This window comes from Streptomyces sp. NBC_01618, from assembly GCF_045209435.1.
In the GTDB taxonomy this organism is placed as follows: Bacteria; Actinomycetota; Actinomycetes; order Streptomycetales; family Streptomycetaceae; genus Streptomyces.
Window position 1 is genome coordinate 4,831,559 of the sequence record NZ_CP109297.1, and the last position, 19,648, is coordinate 4,851,206.

Sequence of the window (19,648 nt, forward strand, 5' to 3'; positions counted from 1 at the left end):
ATCCTGGGCTGGTACATGAGCCACACAGGGGGAGTGGTGTCACATGGAGTGGTACTGGTGGGTGCTCATCATCTTCTGGACGGGCGGCTTCGGGTGGGCCGTCGACAACGTCCGTACCGCGCTGCGCAACCGGCACACCCGCAAGCTGGAGCTGCTGGAGGCCGCCAAGCAGGAGCGGCTCGCCGTCGAAGCGGCCCACCGGCCGCCGGAGCCGGTCTGCGGCTGCACACACCATCTCGCCAAGCACGACAAGCAGGGCAAGTGCCATGAGCGGGTCGAGGTGCCGACGGCCTGGGACGAGTCGAAGAAGCCAGTCCGCTTCGAGCCGGGGCAGTGCAACTGCCAGCAGTACGTGGGTCCTCAGCCGCTCTCCCAGGTGTACGCCGAGGACCTGACCGACCTGGCCTAGGACGTCCTCGGCCGCACGGGGTGACCGATCAGCATCGTCGGGGCTCCGGCCACCCGGGTCAGGAAGACCGTCGCGGCGTTCGGCCCCTGGAGCTTCATCCTGCGGCGCAGCTCCTCCGGTTCGACGGCCGAGCCGCGCTTCTTCACCGTCAGGACGCCGACCTTCCGCTCCCGCAGCAGTGCCTTGAGCTTCTTCATGTTGAACGGCAGCCGGTCGGTGATCTCGTACCCGGTGGTGTACGGGGAGTCGTACGGCTCGTCGCTCGTGACGTACGCGATGGTCTCGTCGATCAGCCGGCCCTCGCACCGCGCCACGATGTCGGCGACCAGATGGGCACGGATGACGGCCCCGTCCGGCTCGTACAGGTAGCGGCCGACCGGTCCCACGGGCGGGGCGGGCAAAGGGGCCGCGGACCACAGGGTGGCGCGGGCCGGGAGCACGGTGGCGCGGTACGAACCGGGCGCGAAGCCCTCGCCGAACCAGAGCACCGCCTCCTTCACGTCGCCGCCGTCCGAGATCCACTCGGCCTCCGCCCGTGCCGGGATCGCCTCGTGCGGGATGCCGGGGGCGATCTTCAGCGCGGCGCGGGGAGCGCCGAGCGCGGCGCCGGTCGCCCAGGAGAGCGGCGGTGAGTACGCCTCGGGGTCGAAGATCCTGCCCCTGCCGCCGCGCCGGGCCGGGTCGACGAAGACCGCGTCGTACGGCGCGGTGTCGATCCCGGTGACGTCGGCGCACCGCACTTCGATCAGACCGTCCAGGCCGAGAGCGGCGGCGTTGGCCCGGGCCACCTCGGCGGTCAGCGGGTCGCGGTCCACGGCGAGGACGGAGATGCCCGCCCGCGCGAACGCGATCGCGTCGCCGCCGATCCCGCAGCAGAGGTCGGCGACGCTGCGCACCCCGCCCGCCGCCACGAACCGCCGCGCGCGGTGGCCGGCCACCGACGTACGGGTCGCCTGCTCGACGCCGTTCGGCGTGAAGAACATCCGGTACGCGTCCTCGGCGCCGAATTTCGCCACCGCCCGCTGGCGCAGCCGCGCCTGCCCCAGCGCCGCCGAGACCAGGGGGGCCGGGTGGTCGCGGCGCAGCCGGGTGGCGGTGGCGAGTTCCTGGGCAGGGTCGTACGACCGCAACTCGTCCAGGAGCGCCGCGCCCTCGGGAGTGCGCAGGGCCATGAAGGAGGCGAGGGGGGAGTCGAGAGCGTTCACCCGCCCCATTGTGAGCCAGCCGGGTTGACCGGCGGACCCGACGGCGGTGTCGGGCAGGGGCGCCCGTCCCCTGCTGGCAGGATGCGACGCCATGCGTCTTGTACGACAAAAGGAAGAATTAGCCGTGAATCGGAGTGGATCGGGTGCGCGCGAGTCCGGGCGCGGACGGGGCTCCGGTGGGCACCGGCCCGCCCGTACGGTCCTGGCCGCGCTCCTGATCGCCGCCGTCGGCTTCGGCTGCGCCTCCGAGACCGACGGCCGGGCCGACGCCGACGTCGAACACCGCACCCGGCCCTCCGCCGGACTCCCGGGCGGTCCCGGACTCCCGGGCGGTCCGGGACTCCCGGGCGGCCCCGGGCAGAAGGCGGGTCCCGAGCGGCCGGCCGGCCAGGGCCGCGCACCCGCCGGGCCCTACGAGAACGCGAAGTTCGGCCCGGCCGTACGGGCGGCCCTCGCCAAGAAATGGGGTCTGGACCGGCCACCCCTGATCGCACCCCCGCCACCCGCCGTCAGACCGCGCATCACCACCCGCGAGGGCTTCGAGGTGCAGGGCGGCGACGACTCGCTGCCGCCGGTCTTCACCACCGTCCCGACCAAGGACCGGGTCGTCTTCCTGACGATGGACGACGGTGCCGAGAAGGACCCCGAACTGCTCCAGATGATGGACGAACTGGACATCCCGTACAGCGCCTTCCTCACCGACGACGAGGTGCGCGACAACTACGGGTACTTCGGGGAGGCGCAGCGGCTGGGCGTCGGCCTCAACAACCACACGCTCAGCCACCCGTACCTTCCCGGACTCTCGTACAGCGAGCAGCAGCGCGAGATCTGCGACCAGCAGGCCGTCATCGAGAAGCGGTACGGGAAGCGCCCCGTCCTCTTCCGTCCGCCGTACGGCAACTACAACGGGGACACGCTCCGGATCGCGAAGTCCTGCGGCATCAAGGCCGTGCCGCTCTGGAACGCGGAGGCGTTCCCGGACCACATGGAGTGGCGCGAGGGGGACCAGGACCTGCACCCCGGCGACATCATCCTCACGCACTTCCGGGGCCGGGCGGAGTGGGGCGCCGGCATGGCCGACCTGGTCCGCGCGGTCATGAAGACCATCACGGACAAGGGGTACGCCGTGGCCCGGCTGGAGGACTACGTATGAGAAGGGCGTACCGGCTGCTCGCCGGCCTGCTGGCAGTCGGTGCGCTCCTGACCACCACCGCCGGGTGCGCGCAGTCGGTCGCCCCGATCGAGCGGCTGGGCCGCAAGGCCGCACAGAAGGTGACCCACCCGGGGCCGACTCCCGCGGCGGGCCCGCAGAAGCATCCGCACGGCGACCGGGGTGATCGCGGCGGCCGCGGTGACCGTGGCGGTCATGGCGATCACGGGGCGTCGGGGTCGCTGGTCGTCATCGAGTGCCCTCAGCCGCCGGAGTCCAGGCACTCGTGGTTGTCGCCGCCGCTGAGGCACTGGTGGCCGGACCGGCCGGGATCGTCCGAAGGAGTGGAGGCCGGCGCCGGGTGCGAGCGGCGGTAGTCCTCGTGCCCGACCTGCACCGCCGCCACGCACAGCAGGAGCGCGACCGGGATCTGGATCGCCCCCGCCCAGGGCCAGTTCTGGCGGATCAGCACCACCGCGATCAGTGCGACCGCCGCCGCGATGGCGCCGAAGACGAGGACGGGCGTCCAGTCCATCGGCGGCGGGCCCGCCGTCTTTGAACCGCCGGGGTCCCACCGCGACAGGGCCAGGGAGTAGGCGGCGACCGCGCAGATCAGCCCCTCCAGGAGCACCAGCAGCAGACCCAGCACCACATCGAGACAGCCGTTCACGGCGGCGCGCGAACCGCGCCGGTGCTCCGGGGCCCGCGGGTTCGACGGCCGGTACGGGGATTCGGTCATGTTCACACGGTCGTACGGAACGCCGCGGTCCGTACGGCCGTTGTCCCAGTGTTGTCCGGACTGTTGTCCGAACCGCTGCCCGGACAGTGCCCGGACGGTGCCCCGGTGGACGCCACGACCGCGTGAATTGGCACTCCGCTTGACCGAGTGCTAATCGCGGTCATAGTCTCGGTGCTGGCACTCACCACTGGAGAGTGCCAGCAGTACTGTGCGACTGGCAGGTCCGGCACCCGCGACGACGGATCCACCTGGTCGCCACCCAAAGACTGTTACCCCGTGAGATCTCCGAAGGGGGAGACCGGATCGTGTCGACCGCCAGCACCAAGGTTGCGATCAAGCCGCTCGAGGACCGCATTGTGGTCCAGCCGCTCGACGCCGAGCAGACCACGGCCTCCGGCCTGGTCATTCCGGACACCGCCAAGGAGAAGCCCCAGGAGGGCGTCGTCCTGGCCGTGGGCCCGGGCCGCTTCGAGAACGGCGAGCGCCTTCCGCTCGACGTCAAGACCGGCGACGTCGTGCTCTACAGCAAGTACGGCGGCACCGAGGTGAAGTACAACGGCGAGGAGTACCTCGTCCTCTCGGCCCGCGACGTGCTCGCGATCGTCGAGAAGTAATTCACCCACGTTTGCTTCTGTTCTGCGCCCCTGGCCCCCTGCGAACAACCAGCCGGGTGGCCGGGGGCGCAGTTCGTTCGAGAGGAAAGCTCAGCAGCCATGGCGAAGATCCTGAAGTTCGACGAGGACGCCCGTCGCGCCCTTGAGCGCGGCGTCAACAAGCTTGCCGACACGGTCAAGGTGACGATCGGCCCCAAGGGCCGCAACGTCGTCATCGACAAGAAGTTCGGCGCACCCACCATCACCAATGACGGTGTCACCATCGCGCGCGAGGTCGAGCTCGACGACCCGTACGAGAACCTCGGTGCCCAGCTGGTGAAGGAGGTGGCGACCAAGACCAACGACGTCGCGGGTGACGGTACGACCACCGCCACCGTGCTGGCCCAGGCGCTCGTCCGCGAGGGCCTGCGCAACGTCGCCGCGGGTGCTTCCCCGGCCGCCCTGAAGAAGGGCATCGACGCCGCGGTCAAGGCCGTCTCCGACGAGCTCCTCGCGACCGCCCGTCCGATCGACGACAAGACCGACATCGCCGCCGTGGCCGCGCTCTCCGCGCAGGACCCGCAGGTCGGCGAGCTCATCGCCGAGGCGATGGACAAGGTCGGCAAGGACGGTGTCATCACCGTCGAGGAGTCCAACACCTTCGGTCTGGACCTCGACTTCACCGAGGGCATGGCCTTCGACAAGGGCTACCTGTCCCCGTACATGGTGACCGACCAGGAGCGTATGGAGGCCGTCCTCGACGACCCGTACATCCTGATCCACCAGGGCAAGATCGGCGCGATCCAGGAGCTGCTCCCGCTGCTGGAGAAGGTCATCCAGGCCGGTGGCTCCAAGCCGCTGCTGATCATCGCCGAGGACGTCGAGGGCGAGGCGCTGTCGACCCTCGTCGTCAACAAGATCCGTGGCACCTTCAACGCCGTCGCGGTGAAGGCCCCGGGCTTCGGTGACCGCCGCAAGGCCATGCTCGGCGACATCGCCACCCTCACCGGTGCGACCGTCATCGCCGAGGAGGTCGGCCTCAAGCTCGACCAGGCCGGTCTGGACGTGCTGGGCACCGCCCGCCGCGTCACCGTCTCCAAGGACGACACGACGATCGTGGACGGCGGCGGCGAGCCCGGCGACGTCAAGGGCCGGGTCAACCAGATCAAGGCCGAGATCGAGGCCACGGACTCCGACTGGGACCGCGAGAAGCTCCAGGAGCGCCTCGCGAAGCTGGCCGGCGGCGTGTGCGTGATCCGTGTCGGTGCCGCCACCGAGGTGGAGCTCAAGGAGAAGAAGCACCGTCTGGAGGACGCCATCTCCGCGACCCGCGCCGCGGTCGAGGAGGGCATCGTCTCCGGTGGTGGCTCCGCTCTGGTCCACGCCGTCAAGGTCCTGGAGGGCAACCTCGACAAGACCGGCGACGAGGCCACGGGTGTCGCGGTCGTGCGCCGCGCCGCCGTCGAGCCGCTGCGCTGGATCGCCGAGAACGCCGGCCTCGAGGGCTACGTCATCACCTCGAAGGTCGCCGAGCTCGACAAGGGCCAGGGCTTCAACGCCGCGACCGGCGAGTACGGCGACCTGGTGAAGGCCGGCGTCATCGACCCGGTCAAGGTCACCCGCTCCGCGCTGGAGAACGCCGCGTCCATCGCGTCGCTGCTGCTCACGACCGAGACGCTCGTCGTCGAGAAGCCGGCCGAGGAAGAGGCCGAGGCCGGTCACGGCGGCCACGGCCACTCGCACTGACGCGCAGCTCCACGCAGCCACTGAGGCCCGGTACCCCGTTGCGGGGTACCGGGCCTCCGGCGTGTGCCGCCGGTGCGGGGGAGCGCGCCTGAGCGCGCCGGCCGCGTCACGCCGAGCGCGGCAGCGCTCCCGCCAGCACCGGAGCCGCGAACGGCAGGCCGGCCGCGTACCGCTCCAGCTCGTCCAGCGCCTCGTCGGCCATCCGGTGCAGCTCATTGCCCAGCGAACCCGCCACATGCGGAGTGAGCAGCACATTCGGCAACTCGTACAACGACGAGTGCGCGGGCGGAAGTTCGGGCTCCGTCACATCCAGTACCGCGTGCAACCGCCCGCTCGTCAGCTCGGGCAGCAGCGCGTCCTCGTCGATGAGCGAACCCCGCGCCGTGTTGATCAGGGTCGTCCCGGTCGCCATGGCCGACAGCTGCGCCGCGCCGATCAGGTGGTGCGTCTCGGGGAGCTGTGGCGCGTGCACCGAGACGACCGAACTGCTCGCGCACAGCTCGTCGAGCGAGGTGAGCCGGACGCCGAGTCGTGCCGCCTCCGCAACGTCCACGTACGGGTCGTACAGCAGGACATCCAGATCGAAGGGGCGCAGCAGCTCGATCACCCGGCGGCCGATGCGCGAGGCGCCGATGATGCCGACCGTGCGGCGGTAATTGCCGGTGCCTTCGAGCTCCGCGAGCCAGTCGTGCTCGGTGCGCAGCGCGCGGTAGCGGTCCGCGGAGTACAGGACGCGCTTGTTCGCGAACAGGATCGCGGCGAGCGTGAATTCGGCGACCGGAAGCGCGTTGGCCCCGGCCGCCGAGGTGACGGCGATGCCGCGCTCCCAGCAGGCGTCGGTGATGTGGTGCTTCACGGAACCGGCCGCGTGGACCACGGCCCGCAGCCGGGGTGCGGCCGTCAGCACCTCGGCGGTGAGCGGCGTCGCGCCCCAGCAGGTGAACAGCACCTCGGCTTCGGCGAGCGCGGCGGCCACCTCGGGCGTCGGGTCGGCCAGGTCGTGGGCGACGAGGTGCGGGTCGGTGCGGGTGAGGGCGGCCAGCCGGGTGCGGTGGTGGTCGGTGAGGAGGCGTGCGGCGATGCCGGGCCCCATCGCGAGCAGGACGGCCGGCCGGTTGTCAGTGGCGTGGGGCATGGTGGGACTCGTACTCCTCAGGGCTCGTGGTGAGGTCACTTGACGCTACCGGCGGTCAGTCCGGCCTTCCAGTGCCGCTGCAGCGAGACGAAGGCGACGATCAGGGGGATGACGGCGAGGAGGGACCCGGTGACGACGAGTGGATAGAAGCTCGGCTCGCCGTGCGTGTTGGTGTTCCAGGAGCACAGACCGAGGCTCAGCGGGAACAGCTTGCGGTCCGAGAGCATCACGAGGGGGAGGAAGAAGTTGTTCCAGATCGCGGTGAACTGGAAGAGGAAGACGGTCACGAAGCCCGGCATGACCATGCGCAGTCCGATGGACCAGAAGACGCGCAGCTCGCCGGCCCCGTCGATACGGGCGGCCTCCAGGGCCTCGTTCGGTATGTACCCGGTGCTGAACACCCGGGCGAGATACACGCCGAACGGGTTGACGAGCACCGGGATCAGCACGGACCAGTAGGTGTTGACCAGGCCGGTCTTGGAGGCCAGGAGATACATCGGCAGGGCGAGCGCCGTGGTGGGGACGAGCACGCCCATCAGCACGAGGCCGAACAGCTTCTCCTTGCCCCGGAATTCGTACTTGTCGAAGGCGTATCCCGCGGCGACACAGATCAGCGAGCAGACGATCGCCCCGCCGCCCGCGTAGAGGAGGCTGTTGAGGTACCAGCGGAAGCAGAACGCGGTGTTCGAGCATCGCCTACCACCGACCACTCATTGAGGACCGTACTTGCGGCCTGTTTTGGAGGTGACCCCTCCGAGCAGGCCGCGCGGCGTCACCTTCACGAGCCCCATCAGCGCCTTGTACCGCGGGTCCGGGACGGAGAGGGACTTGCCGCGGGCCAGGTCCGCCAGGGCCGTCGCCACCAGCTTGTCCGCGTCGAGCCACATCCAGCCCGGGATGTTGCCGGTCCCCATCCCGGCCCGCTGGTGGAACTCCGTCCGTACGAAACCGGGGCACAGCGCCATCAGCCGCACCCCCGAACCGGCCAGGTCCTTCGCCGCGCCCTGGGTGAACTGCACGACCCACGCCTTGGACGCGCCGTACGTCCCGCGCGGTACGAACGCCGCCACCGAGGCCACGTTGACGACCCCGCCCCGCCCGCGCTCCCGCATCCCGGCCGCGGCCGCCGAGGTCAGCCGCAGCACCGCCTCGCAGTGCACCTTCAGCATGTTCAGCTCATCGGCCATGGGCACATCCAGGTAGCTGCCCTTGTTGCCGAACCCGGCGTTGTTGACCAGTAGATCGACCGGCTGGTGACGGTCCGTCAACCGGTCCTCGACCGCGGCGATCCCCTTGTCCTGCGACAGATCGGCCGTAAGTACCTCGGCTTCGATGCCGTGCCGGTCGTGCAGTTCGGTCGCCTGCTCGCGCAGCCGCTCGGTGTCCCGGGCCACCAGCACCAGGTTGTGCCCGTCGGCCGCCAGCCGCCGCGCGAAGGCGGCTCCGATGCCCGCGGTCGCGCCCGTAATCAGTGCAGTCGTCATACGCGGCACGTTAGTGCCTGTCCGCCGGCCGCGACCGGACGGGCACCGTCGCCCCGCGGACCACCGCGATCACTCGCGCGCGGCCTCCTTCTCCACGTACTTCAGTGCGGCACGCAACGACTCGGGATGCAGCGCGTCGCCCGCCGTGAGCAGCTTCGGGAGCAATTCCCTTCGCGTCGTCGACGCCTGGAAGTCCAGCCGCACGGTGACGTCGTGACCGGGCCGGTGCACGATCTCGACCAGGTCACCGGAGCGGATCTCACCCGGCTCGATCACCCGCAGGTACGCCCCCGGGGCGGCCGCCTGCGTGAACCGCCTGACCCAGCCCTTCTCGTCGAGATGACCGGCGAACGTACGGCACGGAATCCGGCTCGACGTGACCTCCAGCACCAGATCGGGCCCGATCCGCCAGCGCTCGCCGATCCTCGCGCCGTTCACGTCGAGACCCGCCGTCGTCAGGTTCTCGCCGAACGCGCCGTTGGCGAGCGGGCGGCCGAGCACTCGCTCCCAGTCGTCGAGGTCCTCGCGGGCGAAGGCGTACACGGCCTGGTCGGAGCCGCCGTGATGACGCAGGTCGCACACCGCGTCCCCGGCCAGGCCACTGCCGCCGGTGCCCTTGGGGCCGGGATCGGTGACGCGCACGGGGCCGTCGACCGGCAGCTTGCCGACCCCGGTCACGCCACCGGCGGCGTCGGTGTACTCGACGACCTCCGGCCGCCCCGCGTTCACGGTCAACAGCTTCATCGGCTCCATCGGCTTCATCGGCTCCAGCGGCTGCATCGGCTGCATCGGCTCCAGCGGCTGCATCGGCTGCATCGGCTTCATGCGGAGAACGCTAATCATTCCACCCCCAAAGGTGCATGCCAACAATTCGCGCCCAATCCAAGAGCGGCTTATGGTTGAAGGGTGATCGAAGCCCGTCATCTCCGTGTCCTGCGCGCCGTCGCCGCCACCGGCTCGTTCTCCGCCGCCGCCCGTGAACTGGGCTGCACCCAGCCCGCGGTCAGCCAGCAGATGAAGGCCCTGGAGGCCTCCGCGGGGACCACGCTGCTGATCCGCACGGGACGCGAGATGCGGCTCACCCAGGCCGGCGAGGCGCTCGTCCGCCATGCCTCCGGCATCCTCGCCGGGCTCGTCGCCGCCGAGGAGGAGGTCGCCGCGATCGCCGGGCTGCGGGCCGGCCGCGTCCGGCTCGTCTCGTTCCCCAGCGGCAGCTCCACCCTGGTCCCCGGCGCCCTCGCGGCGCTGCGCGCGGCCCACCCCGGCACCCGGGTCTCCCTGGTCGAGGCCGAACCGCCGCGCTCCGTCGAGATGCTGCGCGAGGGCGACTGCGACATCGCGCTGGCGTTCCGCTACGGCGCCTCCGGCACCGAGTGGGACGACCTGGTCGTCCGCCCGCTGCTCACCGACCGGCTGATCGGCCTGGTCCCCGAGGGGCACCGGCTGGCGGGTTCGGACGCCGTCGCCGTCGCCGAACTGGCCGAGGAGTCATGGATCGCGGGCTGCACGCGCTGCCGTCGCCAGCTGGTGGAGGTCTGCGAGGAGTCCGGCTTCACGCCCCGGATCGACTTCGCGACCGACGACTACCCGGCGGTCGTCGGCCTGGTCGGCGCCGGACTGGGCGTCGCCGTGCTGCCGGAGCTGGCGATCGAGTCGGTACGCCCCAAGCGGGCCCGCACCGTCGCGGTGGAACCGGCCATCGAGCGCGAGATCGTCGCCCTCACCCTGCCCGACCTGGCCCGGGTGCCGGCGGTGGCGGCCACCCTGGAGCAGCTGTCCCTGGCGGCCGCCCGCTGAACGGGGCCTGCCTGTGACCCGGCCGCCTTCGGCTGCCGGGTGAAGCGCAAAAACGTTTTTCTATTGACGTCCGGGCGGGACGGGTTCAGCCGTGCCCCGACGGGGACGGAACGCCCGACGGCGCCGCTGCCGCGATCAGGCGATTACGGGCCCGTCCCATGAGCTCCTCGCGCTCGTCCTCGGTCAGTCCGCCCCACACTCCGTAGGGCTCTCGTACGGCCAGCGCGTGTGCCGCGCACTCGGCGCGCACCGGGCATCGCATGCAGACCTCTTTTGCCGAGTTCTCGCGGGCGCTCCGAGCCGCCCCGCGTTCACCCTCCGGGTGGAAGAACAGCGAGCTGTCGACCCCGCGGCAGGCCGCCAGCAGTTGCCAGTCCCACAGATCGGCGTTGGGTCCGGGAAGGCGGGAGAAATCTGCCATTGCTTGTCCCCTCAAACCATGCTGAGTCGGAATCGTCGTTGTCATCCATTTTTGACCGTGCCCATGACATTACATCTACGGTGTAAGTAGATGTAAATATGACTGATTGCGAATCTAGCCACAGACACCAGCAAAAGGGAAGAAAACCCGCTAAATGGGGCATAGATTTATATGAAATTTCCGTTGATCGTTGGATGAACTCGTGCCGCTCTCCTCCGTGTGCGAGTCCTCACGTAGAGTGCCGAACCCGGCCGTCCGACCCGTAACTCTTTCGAGTGACCATCGTTGAGAGGGCGGAGGCGGTTGACAGAAAAAGCGATCGGGCAGATGTCCGAGAGCGTCAACCGCTCAGGTGACGACTTGTAACAGCCTGGAGGCTCAAGGTGACGCGCATCAGCTGCGGAGGACGGTCATGACATCCGTCCTCGTCTGCGACGACTCCCCGCTTGCCCGAGAAGCGCTCCGTCGCGCGGTCGCGACCGTGCCCGGCGTCGAGCGTGTGACGACGGCGGCCAACGGCGAGGAAGTCCTCCGCCGCTGGGGCGCCGACCGTTCGGATCTGATTCTGATGGACGTACGCATGCCCGGTCTGGGAGGTGTGGAGACGGTCCGGCGGCTGCTCTCCGCCGACCCCGGCGCCAGGATCATCATGCTGACCGTCGCCGAGGACCTGGACGGTGTCGCGCTCGCGGTCGCCGCCGGTGCCCGCGGCTATCTGCACAAGGACGCCTCCCGCGCCGAGCTGCGGGCCACCGTGACCCAGGCGCTGGCCGATCCGACGTGGCGGCTCGCCCCGCGCCGGCTGCGGTCGGCCGAGATGGGTGCGGCGCCGACGCTCACCGCGCGGGAGATCCAGGTGCTGGAAGGAATGAGTCACGGCCGCTCGAACGCCGAGATCGGCCGTGAGCTGTTCCTCTCCGAGGACACGGTGAAGACGCACGCCAGGCGTCTGTTCAAGAAGCTCGGCGCCTCGGACCGGGCGCACGCCGTGGCGCTCGGCTTCCGCTGGGGCCTGGTCCGCTGAGGGACCGGCCATGACCGGCAGTCGATCGATTCCCCGTCCGCACACCGGCGGACGGGGCGATGTGACCGGGGTGCGTGGCGCGGGCCCCACCCCGCCGCTGGCGCCTTCCGCGCCCACGGCATGTGACGCTTTCCGGCTGATGCCGCATCCTTGAGATGTGGAGTTCCTCGGGGACGATTCGGTCGAGCGGAAGGGGAGGGCGCAGGACATGACTTCCGGCGCACCCGCTCATAACGCTTCGGTGTACAACTACGGACGCGGCGGAGCAGAAGACGCGGCTCCGAGGCACCATGGTCCGATGCGCGACGACGAGACGACGGTGATCGGTGCACTGGTGCACCGTGCTGTCGAGGGGGACGCGCAGGCCACCCATGATCTGCTGGCGCATGTCCACCCCCTCGCGCTGCGCTACTGCAGGTCCCGGCTGAACCGGCTGCCCGGTGATGCTCGCCACTTCGTGGAGGACCTGGCGCAGGAGGTCTGCGTCGCGGTGCTGATGGCACTGCCGCGCTACAAGGACACCGGCAGACCTTTCGAAGCCTTCGTCTTCGCCATCGCGGGCCACAAGGTCGCCGATCTCCAGCGCGCCGCCATGCGGCACCCGGGATCGACGGCCGTGCCCTCCGACGAGATGCCCGAGCGGCCGGACGATTCGCTCGGGCCCGAGGAGCGTGCGCTGCTCAGCAGCGATGCCGCCTGGGCCAAGAAGCTGCTCGCCAACCTCCCGGACAATCAGCGCGAGCTGCTCGTTCTACGGGTCGCGGTCGGCCTGACGGCCGAGGAGACCGGACAGATGCTCGGCATGTCGCCGGGCGCGGTCCGGGTCGCCCAGCACCGGGCGCTGAGCAGGCTGCGGGCGCTCGCGGAACAGTGAGCAGGGCCCTTCCGGGTCCGTACGAGCCGACTGCCCGGTCTGTACGAGCGGGCTGCCCCGGTCCGAACGAAGCTGTGCGTTCCGTCCGTACGAAGCTACAGAACCTCTGGTTGATCTTGCTCGTGGAATGAGACACCCCCGGAGGCCGTTAGCATGGACATCCGCACCGATCAAGGCTATTTGGGGAAGGTGTCATGACTGCAAACGTCGACGGAGTGCCCGAGAAATTCGCGACGCTCGGGCTGACATACGACGACGTGCTGCTGCTGCCCGGCGCGTCGGACATGGCGCCCGATCAGATCGACACCTCCTCGTACATCTCCAAGAACGTGCGGGTGAACATCCCGCTGCTCTCCGCCGCGATGGACAAGGTCACCGAGGCCCGCATGGCGATCGCCATGGCCCGGCAGGGTGGCGCCGGTGTGCTGCACCGCAACCTCTCCATCGCCGACCAGGCCAATCAGGTCGACCTGGTGAAGCGCTCCGAGTCCGGCATGGTCAGCGACCCGATCACGGTGCACCCGGACGCGACGCTGCGCGACGCCGACGAGCTGTGTGCCAAGTTCCGCATCAGCGGTGTCCCGGTCACCGACGCCGCGGGCAAGCTGCTCGGCATCGTCACCAACCGTGACATGGCTTTCGAGCCGGACCGTACGCGCCAGGTGCGCGAGGTCATGACGCCGATGCCGCTGGTCACCGGCCAGGTCGGCATCTCCGGCGTGGACGCCATGGAGCTGCTGCGCCGCCACAAGATCGAGAAGCTTCCGCTGGTCGACGGCGCGGGGGTCCTGAAGGGCCTCATCACCGTCAAGGACTTCGTCAAGGCCGAGAAGTACCCGAACGCCGCGAAGGACAAGGAAGGCCGACTGCTGGTCGGCGCGGCCGTCGGTGTCGCGGGCGACGCCTTCGAGCGGGCCCAGGCACTGATCGAGGCGGGCGTCGACTTCATCGTCGTCGACACCGCCCACGGCCACTCCCGGCTGGTCGGCGACATGGTCGCCAAGATCAAGTCGAACGCCTCCGGTGTCGATGTCATCGGCGGCAACATCGCCACCCGTGACGGCGCCCAGTCGCTGATCGACGCGGGCGTCGACGGCATCAAGGTCGGCGTGGGCCCCGGTTCCATCTGCACCACCCGCGTCGTCGCCGGCATCGGCGTCCCGCAGGTCACCGCGATCTACGAGGCCTCGCTCGCCGCCAAGGAGGCCGGTGTCCCGGTCATCGGCGACGGCGGCCTGCAGTACTCCGGCGACATCGCCAAGGCCCTGGTGGCCGGCGCGGACACCGTGATGCTCGGCTCGCTGCTGGCGGGCTGCGAGGAGTCCCCGGGCGAGCTGCTCTTCATCAACGGCAAGCAGTTCAAGTCGTACCGCGGCATGGGTTCGCTCGCCGCGATGCAGACCCGAGGCGACCGCAAGTCGTTCTCCAAGGACCGCTACTTCCAGGAGGGCGTCGCCTCCGACGAGAAGCTGGTTCCCGAGGGCATCGAGGGCCAGGTCCCCTACCGCGGCCCGCTCTCCGCGGTCGTCCACCAGCTCACCGGCGGTCTGCGCCAGTCGATGTTCTACGTCGGCGGCCGCACCGTCCCGGAGCTCCAGGCCAACGGCCGGTTCGTCCGGATCACCTCGGCGGGTCTCAAGGAGAGCCACCCGCACGACATCCAGATGACGGTCGAAGCGCCGAACTACAGCAGGAAGTAACGCATCAGCGCGGCCGAGGGGCGGCCCGGGGGGTTCCCGGACACTGTTGACCAACAGTGTCGGGGGTTCCCGGGACCGCCCCTCAGCCGTGTGTCGGGGATACTGGACAGCGCAGACGTAGAGGGAAAGGCCACACCATCGTGACTGAGATCGAGATCGGGCGCGGCAAGCGCGGCCGCCGGGCGTACGCATTCGACGACATCGCCGTCGTTCCGAGCCGCCGTACCCGCGACCCGAAGGAGGTCTCGATCGCCTGGCAGATCGACGCCTACCGTTTCGAGCTGCCGTTCCTGGCGGCTCCCATGGACTCCGTGGTCTCCCCGCAGACCGCGATCCGCATCGGTGAGCTGGGCGGCCTCGGTGTCCTCAACCTCGAGGGCCTGTGGACCCGGCACGCAGACCCGCAGCCGCTGCTCGACGAGATCGCCGAGATGCCCGTCGAGTCGGCGACCCGCCGTCTTCAGGAGATCTACTCCGCGCCGATCCAGGAGGAGCTGATCGGGCAGCGCATCAAAGAGGTGCGCGACTCCGGTGTCGTCACCGCCGCCGCGCTCTCCCCGCAGCGCACCGCGCAGTTCTCCAAGGCCGTCGTCGACGCGGGCGTGGACATCTTCGTCATCCGCGGTACGACGGTCTCCGCCGAGCACGTCTCGGGTGCGGCCGAGCCGCTCAACCTCAAGCAGTTCATCTACGAGCTGGACGTCCCGGTGATCGTCGGCGGCTGCGCCACGTACACCGCCGCCCTGCACCTCATGCGTACCGGCGCGGCCGGTGTCCTCGTCGGCTTCGGCGGCGGCGCCGCGCACACCACGCGCAACGTCTTCGGCATCCAGGTCCCGATGGCGACCGCGGTCGCCGATGTGGCCGGGGCCCGCCGGGACTACATGGACGAGTCCGGTGGCCGGTACGTGCACGTGATCGCGGACGGTGGCGTCGGCTGGTCCGGCGACCTGCCCAAGGCCATCGCCTGCGGTGCGGACGCCGTGATGATGGGCTCCCCGCTGGCCCGTGCGACGGACGCGCCGGGCCGTGGCCGCCACTGGGGCATGGAGGCCGTCCACGAGGACGTGCCGCGCGGCAAGCTGGTGGACCTGGGCTCCGTCGGCACGACCGAGGAGGTCCTCACCGGTCCTTCGCACACCCCCGACGGTTCGATGAACATCTTCGGTGCGCTGCGCCGCGCGATGGCGACGACGGGGTACAGCGACCTCAAGGAGTTCCAGCGCGTCGAGGTGACGGTGGCGGACTCCCAGCACCGCCGCTGACCGCTTTCAGCAGACAGAGAGATGGACGCGGGCGAGGCCCGGACCGCATCGGCGGTCCGGGCCTCGCCCGCGTCCGTTCGGCGAACGGTTACGCGGCCTTCTTGGCGCCACCGATCGCGGCCACGGCAGCGAGCAGCAGGAAGAGGTAGGTCTTGAAGTCCGATCCCGCGTTCCAGGCCTTCGTCAGAGTGTCGAAGTGGTCGAAAAAGAGGCTGGACGCGGACTGGTGGATCAGATCGGACAGGGCGATCGCTATGCCCACGAGCTGGCCGAGGTAGGCGGCGCCCACCGACAGAACGGCGCTCACGACAGGCAGTACCGGGTTCTGACCGCCGGCCTTGCTCGCCGCGAAGCCGACGAGGAAGCCGACGCCGACGGCGATGTAGCCGATCTCGCGGTCGATGGCGCCGACGATGACGCCGTACAGGAAGGCCGCGACGACCGCCGTGACCACCGCTGTGAGCAGGCCGAGACCCAGGTTGTTGCGGGTCGGGGCCGCCGGGGCGAACGGCGCTGCGCCGAACGGGACGCCGGGCTGGCCGTACGGGCCGGGCTGCTGGCCCGCGTACGGGTTGCCGGTCGCGGCACCGGGCTGACCGGGCTGCTGGCCCGCGTACGGGTTGCCGCCGCCGGGGGGTGCGTCGTACGGCTGCTGTGGCTGGTTCGGCGGCACGGGCTGGCTCATGGGTGGGATCCCCCCTGGGACGGAAGCGCACGACTGTGCGAGAAGTGACGCCGCAGGCTAGCAGTCGCCTACGACATCGCCCACCGAAATCCTTGCGGAACCCATGGGATCTCCTGAATTCCCGGGGGACTCGCTTCTCACAACCGGTGTGCGGCCCCCGCCGGGGTCGCGCCCCGGGTGTCCAGGAGCAGTTGGGCCTTCACGGCGAGGCCCTGGAGGTCGTACGTGCGGTGGTGCTGGAGCAGCACGGTGAGGTCCGCGCTCGATGCCGCCTCGTACAGCGAGTCGGCGCGCGGGACGGGGAGTTCACGGACCCGCCAGTCCAGGACGTGCGGGTCGTGGTAGCCGATCTGGGCGCCCATGTCCATCAGCCGGGCCGCGATCTCCCGGGCGGGGGAGGCCTCCTGGTCGGCGAGGTCCGGCTTGTAGGTGACCCCGAGGAGCAGAACCCGCGCGCCGCGTACCGACTTGCCGTGCTCGTTCAGGAGGGTGGCGCAGCGCTGGATCACGTACTGCGGCATCCGGTCGTTGATCTCCTGGGCGAGCGAGACCATCCGCAGGGGGTGACCGGGGGTGCGGCTGTGGTACGGAAGGTAGCCCGGGTCGACGGGGGCGCCGTGGCCGCCGACGCCGGGGCCCGGACGGAACGGCTGGAAGCCGAAGGGCTTCGTCTCGGCGCACCGGATGACGTCCCACAGGTCGACGCCGAGATCGTGGCAGAGCACCGCCATCTCGTTGACCAGGGCGATGTTGACGTGCCGGAAGTTGGTCTCCAGGACCTTGGTCATCTCGGCCTCCCGCGGCCCGCGGGCCCGGACGACCTTGTCGGTGAGCCGGCCGTAGAAGGCGGCGGCGGATTCGGTGCAGGCGGGGGTGAGGCCGCCGATGACCTTGGGGGTGTTGGCGTAGACGTGGGTCCTGTTGCCGGGGTCGAGGCGGCTGGGGGAGTAGGCGAGGTGGAAGTCGCGGCCGGCGCGGAGCCCCGAGCCCTCTTCGAGGAGGGGCAGTACGTAGCTCTCGGTGGTGCCGGGCTGTACGGCCGATTCCAGCAGGACGGTGGTGTGCGGGCGCAGCCGGGCGGCGAGCGCGCGGGCCGCGTCGCCGACGGCGGTGAGGTCGAGGGTGCGGTCGGCGCCGAGCGGGGTGGGCGCGCAGATCACCGCGGTACGGATCCGGCCCAGTTCGGCCGGGTTGGTGGTGGGCCGGAAACCCCCCGAGAGCATCCGGCGGAGGTCCGAGGCGGTGAGCGATCCCTCGACGGGGTTGCGGCCCGCGGCGAGTTCCGCGTAGGCGCGTGGGTCGGTGTCGTAACCGACGGTCTGGACACCGGCGGCGACGGCGGCTTGGGCGAGGGGCAGGCCGAGGTGGCCGAGTCCGATGACTGCGAGGTCTGCGGGCATGTGGATGGGCCGTCCTTCCCTTGGACCGACCGGCAGATGGAGGGCGCCACCCTCTATTTGCCGGTCGGTCCCAAGACGCATGAGAGCGGAAAGCGCAACCGCTGGGGACAGCGCAATGTCAGACTAGGCGTAAATATGACCTATATGTCGCATTGTGCGGCTCTCGTTGTCCTGGTGTTGTCCACAGGCGGTGGCCGATGTCGTGGACGGCGGACAGAATCGAGAGGTGGGCACGGGGCGTCCGACCGCTCGGTCGGGCCGCGCCCCGTGCCGGACCGCCCCGATCTATCCGGGAGGCAGTGGTGAGGACAGCGACACTGGGACCTGCGGAGCGCGCCGAGGCGCTCGCCGCGATGGCCGAGCGCGAACTGGACGTGCTGGTTGTCGGGGCGGGTGTGGTCGGCGCGGGTACGGCGTTGGACGCGGTGACGAGAGGTCTCTCGACCGGCCTGGTCGAGGCGCGCGACTGGGCATCGGGCACATCCAGCAGGTCGAGCAAGCTGATCCATGGCGGGCTGCGGTATCTGGAGATGCTCGACTTCGCGCTGGTCCGGGAGGCGCTGAAGGAGCGCGGGCTGCTCCTGGAGCGGCTGGCTCCGCATCTGGTGAAGCCGGTGCCGTTCCTCTACCCGCTGCAGCACAAGGGCTGGGAGCGGCTCTACGCCGGATCCGGAGTGGCGCTGTACGACGCGATGTCGGTGTCCTCGGGCCACGGCCGCGGTCTGCCCGTCCACCGGCATCTCTCCCGCCGCCAAGCCCTGCGGGTCGCCCCGGCGCTGAGGAAGGACGCCCTGGTCGGGGCGTTGCAGTACTACGACGCGCAGATGGACGACGCCCGCTATGTCGCGACGCTGGTGCGCACCGCCGCCGGATACGGCGCCCGGGTGGCGAACCGGGCGCGGGTGATCGGCTTCCTCCGGGAGGGCGAGCGGGTCGTCGGCGTCCGCGTGGAGGACGTCGAGGCGGGCGGTGAGTACGAGGTCAGGGCCAAGCAGGTGGTCAACGCGACCGGGGTCTGGACGGACGACACCCAGGCGCTGATCGGGGAGCGCGGGCTGTTCCACGTCCGGGCCTCCAAGGGCATCCACCTGGTCGTCCCGAAGGACCGCATCCACTCCTCGACCGGCCTGATCCTGCGGACCGAGAAGTCCGTCCTCTTCGTCATCCCGTGGGGACGGCACTGGATCGTCGGGACGACGGACACCGACTGGGACCTGGACAAGGCGCACCCGGCGGCGTCCAGCGCAGACATCGACTATCTGCTCGAACACGTCAACTCGGTCCTGGCCACGCCCCTGACCAGGGATGACGTCCAGGGTGTCTACGCGGGGCTGCGGCCGTTGCTGGCCGGTGAGTCGGAGGCGACCAGCAAGCTCTCGCGCGAGCACACGGTGGCGCATCCGCTGCCGGGCCTCGTGGTCGTGGCGGGCGGCAAGTACACGACGTACCGGGTGATGGCGAAGGACGCCGTGGACGAGGCGGTGCACGGTCTCGACCAGCGCGTGGCGGACTGCGTCACCGAGGACATTCCGCTGCTGGGGGCGGAGGGCTACCGGGCGCTGTGGAACGCCCGGGCGAGAATCGCGGCCCGGACGGGGCTCCACGTCGTCCGGGTGGAGCATCTGCTCAACCGCTACGGCTCCATGACCGAGGAACTGCTCGAACTGATCGCCGACGATCCGATGCTGGGTGAGCCACTGCCGTCGGCGGACGACTACCTGAAGGCCGAGATCGTCTACGCCGCCTCGCACGAGGGGGCCCGCCATCTCGACGACGTGCTGACCCGCCGCACCCGGATCTCCATAGAGACCTTCGACCGGGGCACACGCAGCGCCAGGACCTGCGCGGAGCTGATGGCGCCGGTGCTCGGCTGGGACGAGGGGCAGATCGACCGGGAGGTCGAGCACTACGAGAAGCGGGTGCAGGCGGAGCGGGAGTCGCAGCGGCAGCCGGACGACCTCACGGCGGACGCGGCACGGCTCGGCGCGCCGGACATCGTGCCGATCTAGGACGGTCCAGGG

General features: G+C 70.2%; 20 protein-coding genes. 10 read left to right on the forward strand and 10 right to left on the reverse strand.

Translation table 11 applies throughout. The features are described 5' to 3' along the window. Positions 1–43 precede the first annotated feature (43 nt). Positions 44–409, forward strand: coding sequence for a hypothetical protein (locus OH735_RS22640; RefSeq protein ID WP_406383333.1), 366 nt, complete (start codon positions 44–46; stop codon positions 407–409). On the opposite strand, the gene OH735_RS22645 is transcribed toward OH735_RS22640, so the two are convergent. Next, complete coding sequence (locus OH735_RS22645; RefSeq protein WP_406386686.1) at positions 406–1,623, reverse strand: THUMP-like domain-containing protein; 1,218 nt, start codon at positions 1,621–1,623, stop codon at positions 406–408. The genes OH735_RS22640 and OH735_RS22645 overlap by 4 nt on opposite strands. Before the next feature lie 82 nt (positions 1,624–1,705). Here OH735_RS22645 and OH735_RS22650 point away from each other — a divergent pair, with 82 nt between their 5' ends. Then, positions 1,706–2,767 carry a polysaccharide deacetylase family protein gene (locus tag OH735_RS22650; RefSeq protein WP_406383334.1) on the forward strand — a complete coding sequence of 354 codons (1,062 nt, stop codon included), beginning with the start codon at positions 1,706–1,708 and terminating at the stop codon, positions 2,765–2,767. Here OH735_RS22650 and OH735_RS22655 read toward each other — a convergent pair. Together OH735_RS22655 and OH735_RS22660 are read right to left on the reverse strand one after the other, a co-directional pair. Then, positions 2,758–2,982 carry a hypothetical protein gene (locus tag OH735_RS22655; protein ID WP_406383335.1) on the reverse strand — a complete coding sequence of 75 codons (225 nt, stop codon included), beginning with the start codon at positions 2,980–2,982 and terminating at the stop codon, positions 2,758–2,760. The genes OH735_RS22650 and OH735_RS22655 overlap by 10 nt on opposite strands. Before the next feature lie 44 nt (positions 2,983–3,026). After that, on the reverse strand, positions 3,027–3,503 hold the full coding sequence (locus OH735_RS22660; protein ID WP_406383336.1) for a DUF6234 family protein: 477 nt from the start codon (positions 3,501–3,503) through the stop codon (positions 3,027–3,029). 305 nt (positions 3,504–3,808) lie between these two features. On the opposite strand from OH735_RS22660, the gene groES reads away from it, so the two are divergent. Both groES and groL read left to right on the forward strand, forming a co-directional pair. Then, entirely contained in the window at positions 3,809–4,117 is a 309-nt protein-coding gene (gene groES, locus OH735_RS22665) for a co-chaperone GroES (protein ID WP_124716902.1), read from the forward strand. A gap of 99 nt (positions 4,118–4,216) precedes the next feature. Beyond that, positions 4,217–5,842 (forward strand): chaperonin GroEL, encoded by a 1,626-nt coding sequence (groL, locus tag OH735_RS22670; protein WP_384457713.1) that lies wholly within the window; start codon positions 4,217–4,219, stop codon positions 5,840–5,842. Between the two features lie 106 nt (positions 5,843–5,948). On the opposite strand, the gene OH735_RS22675 is transcribed toward groL, so the two are convergent. The 4 genes from OH735_RS22675 to OH735_RS22690 form a co-directional block, all read right to left on the reverse strand. Further along, entirely contained in the window at positions 5,949–6,977 is a 1,029-nt protein-coding gene (locus OH735_RS22675; RefSeq protein WP_406383337.1) for a hydroxyacid dehydrogenase, read from the reverse strand. A 35-nt stretch (positions 6,978–7,012) separates the two neighbouring features. Next, positions 7,013–7,687, reverse strand: a complete 675-nt coding sequence (locus OH735_RS22680) for a carbohydrate ABC transporter permease (RefSeq protein ID WP_406383339.1) — start codon at positions 7,685–7,687, stop codon at positions 7,013–7,015. Further along, positions 7,688–8,461 carry an SDR family NAD(P)-dependent oxidoreductase gene (locus OH735_RS22685; protein ID WP_406383340.1) on the reverse strand — a complete coding sequence of 258 codons (774 nt, stop codon included), beginning with the start codon at positions 8,459–8,461 and terminating at the stop codon, positions 7,688–7,690. 69 nt (positions 8,462–8,530) lie between these two features. Then, complete coding sequence (locus OH735_RS22690; protein WP_406386687.1) at positions 8,531–9,205, reverse strand: MOSC domain-containing protein; 675 nt, start codon at positions 9,203–9,205, stop codon at positions 8,531–8,533. 162 nt (positions 9,206–9,367) lie between these two features. On the opposite strand from OH735_RS22690, the gene OH735_RS22695 reads away from it, so the two are divergent. Continuing rightward, positions 9,368–10,258, forward strand: a complete 891-nt coding sequence (locus tag OH735_RS22695; protein ID WP_406383341.1) for a LysR family transcriptional regulator — start codon at positions 9,368–9,370, stop codon at positions 10,256–10,258. A gap of 85 nt (positions 10,259–10,343) precedes the next feature. Here the strand turns inward: OH735_RS22695 and OH735_RS22700 are convergent, their stop codons facing one another. Next, on the reverse strand, positions 10,344–10,679 hold the full coding sequence (locus OH735_RS22700; protein WP_266748016.1) for a WhiB family transcriptional regulator: 336 nt from the start codon (positions 10,677–10,679) through the stop codon (positions 10,344–10,346). A 412-nt stretch (positions 10,680–11,091) separates the two neighbouring features. Between OH735_RS22700 and OH735_RS22705 the strand changes: the two genes are divergently transcribed. From OH735_RS22705 to OH735_RS22720, 4 genes are all read left to right on the forward strand, one after another. After that, positions 11,092–11,703: a response regulator transcription factor gene (locus OH735_RS22705; RefSeq protein ID WP_003948568.1), complete on the forward strand. Its 612-nt coding sequence runs from the start codon at positions 11,092–11,094 to the stop codon at positions 11,701–11,703. Positions 11,704–12,001: 298 nt separating this feature from the next. Continuing rightward, entirely contained in the window at positions 12,002–12,577 is a 576-nt protein-coding gene (locus tag OH735_RS22710; RefSeq protein ID WP_093893485.1) for a sigma-70 family RNA polymerase sigma factor, read from the forward strand. 194 nt (positions 12,578–12,771) lie between these two features. After that, positions 12,772–14,277 carry an IMP dehydrogenase gene (gene guaB / locus OH735_RS22715; protein WP_406383342.1) on the forward strand — a complete coding sequence of 502 codons (1,506 nt, stop codon included), beginning with the start codon at positions 12,772–12,774 and terminating at the stop codon, positions 14,275–14,277. 140 nt (positions 14,278–14,417) lie between these two features. Continuing rightward, the gene (locus OH735_RS22720) at positions 14,418–15,542 is read left to right on the forward strand and encodes a GuaB3 family IMP dehydrogenase-related protein (RefSeq protein ID WP_072486665.1); all 1,125 of its coding nucleotides are present in this window, start codon (positions 14,418–14,420) and stop codon (positions 15,540–15,542) included. 88 nt (positions 15,543–15,630) lie between these two features. Here the strand turns inward: OH735_RS22720 and OH735_RS22725 are convergent, their stop codons facing one another. After that, complete coding sequence (locus OH735_RS22725; RefSeq protein WP_406383343.1) at positions 15,631–16,227, reverse strand: hypothetical protein; 597 nt, start codon at positions 16,225–16,227, stop codon at positions 15,631–15,633. A 137-nt stretch (positions 16,228–16,364) separates the two neighbouring features. Then, positions 16,365–17,627 carry a nucleotide sugar dehydrogenase gene (locus OH735_RS22730; RefSeq protein WP_406383344.1) on the reverse strand — a complete coding sequence of 421 codons (1,263 nt, stop codon included), beginning with the start codon at positions 17,625–17,627 and terminating at the stop codon, positions 16,365–16,367. 302 nt (positions 17,628–17,929) lie between these two features. Between OH735_RS22730 and OH735_RS22735 the strand changes: the two genes are divergently transcribed. Next, positions 17,930–19,636 carry a glycerol-3-phosphate dehydrogenase/oxidase gene (locus OH735_RS22735; RefSeq protein WP_406383345.1) on the forward strand — a complete coding sequence of 569 codons (1,707 nt, stop codon included), beginning with the start codon at positions 17,930–17,932 and terminating at the stop codon, positions 19,634–19,636. Positions 19,637–19,648: the final 12 nt, after the last annotated feature.

Coding starts and splice junctions, on each gene's coding strand:
- OH735_RS22640 (WP_406383333.1), top strand. CDS start 44: ATGGAGTGGTACTGGTGGGTGCTCATCATCTTCTGGACGGGCGGCTTC.
- OH735_RS22645 (WP_406386686.1), bottom strand. CDS start 1,623: ATGGGGCGGGTGAACGCTCTCGACTCCCCCCTCGCCTCCTTCATGGCC.
- OH735_RS22650 (WP_406383334.1), top strand. CDS start 1,706: ATGCGTCTTGTACGACAAAAGGAAGAATTAGCCGTGAATCGGAGTGGA.
- OH735_RS22655 (WP_406383335.1), bottom strand. CDS start 2,982: ATGACCGCCACGGTCACCGCGGCCGCCGCGATCACCCCGGTCGCCGTG.
- OH735_RS22660 (WP_406383336.1), bottom strand. CDS start 3,503: ATGACCGAATCCCCGTACCGGCCGTCGAACCCGCGGGCCCCGGAGCAC.
- groL (WP_384457713.1), top strand. CDS start 4,217: ATGGCGAAGATCCTGAAGTTCGACGAGGACGCCCGTCGCGCCCTTGAG.
- OH735_RS22675 (WP_406383337.1), bottom strand. CDS start 6,977: ATGCCCCACGCCACTGACAACCGGCCGGCCGTCCTGCTCGCGATGGGG.
- OH735_RS22685 (WP_406383340.1), bottom strand. CDS start 8,461: ATGACGACTGCACTGATTACGGGCGCGACCGCGGGCATCGGAGCCGCC.
- OH735_RS22690 (WP_406386687.1), bottom strand. CDS start 9,205: ATGAAGCTGTTGACCGTGAACGCGGGGCGGCCGGAGGTCGTCGAGTAC.
- OH735_RS22700 (WP_266748016.1), bottom strand. CDS start 10,679: ATGGCAGATTTCTCCCGCCTTCCCGGACCCAACGCCGATCTGTGGGAC.
- OH735_RS22705 (WP_003948568.1), top strand. CDS start 11,092: ATGACATCCGTCCTCGTCTGCGACGACTCCCCGCTTGCCCGAGAAGCG.
- OH735_RS22710 (WP_093893485.1), top strand. CDS start 12,002: ATGCGCGACGACGAGACGACGGTGATCGGTGCACTGGTGCACCGTGCT.
- guaB (WP_406383342.1), top strand. CDS start 12,772: ATGACTGCAAACGTCGACGGAGTGCCCGAGAAATTCGCGACGCTCGGG.
- OH735_RS22725 (WP_406383343.1), bottom strand. CDS start 16,227: ATGAGCCAGCCCGTGCCGCCGAACCAGCCACAGCAGCCGTACGACGCA.
- OH735_RS22730 (WP_406383344.1), bottom strand. CDS start 17,627: ATGCCCGCAGACCTCGCAGTCATCGGACTCGGCCACCTCGGCCTGCCC.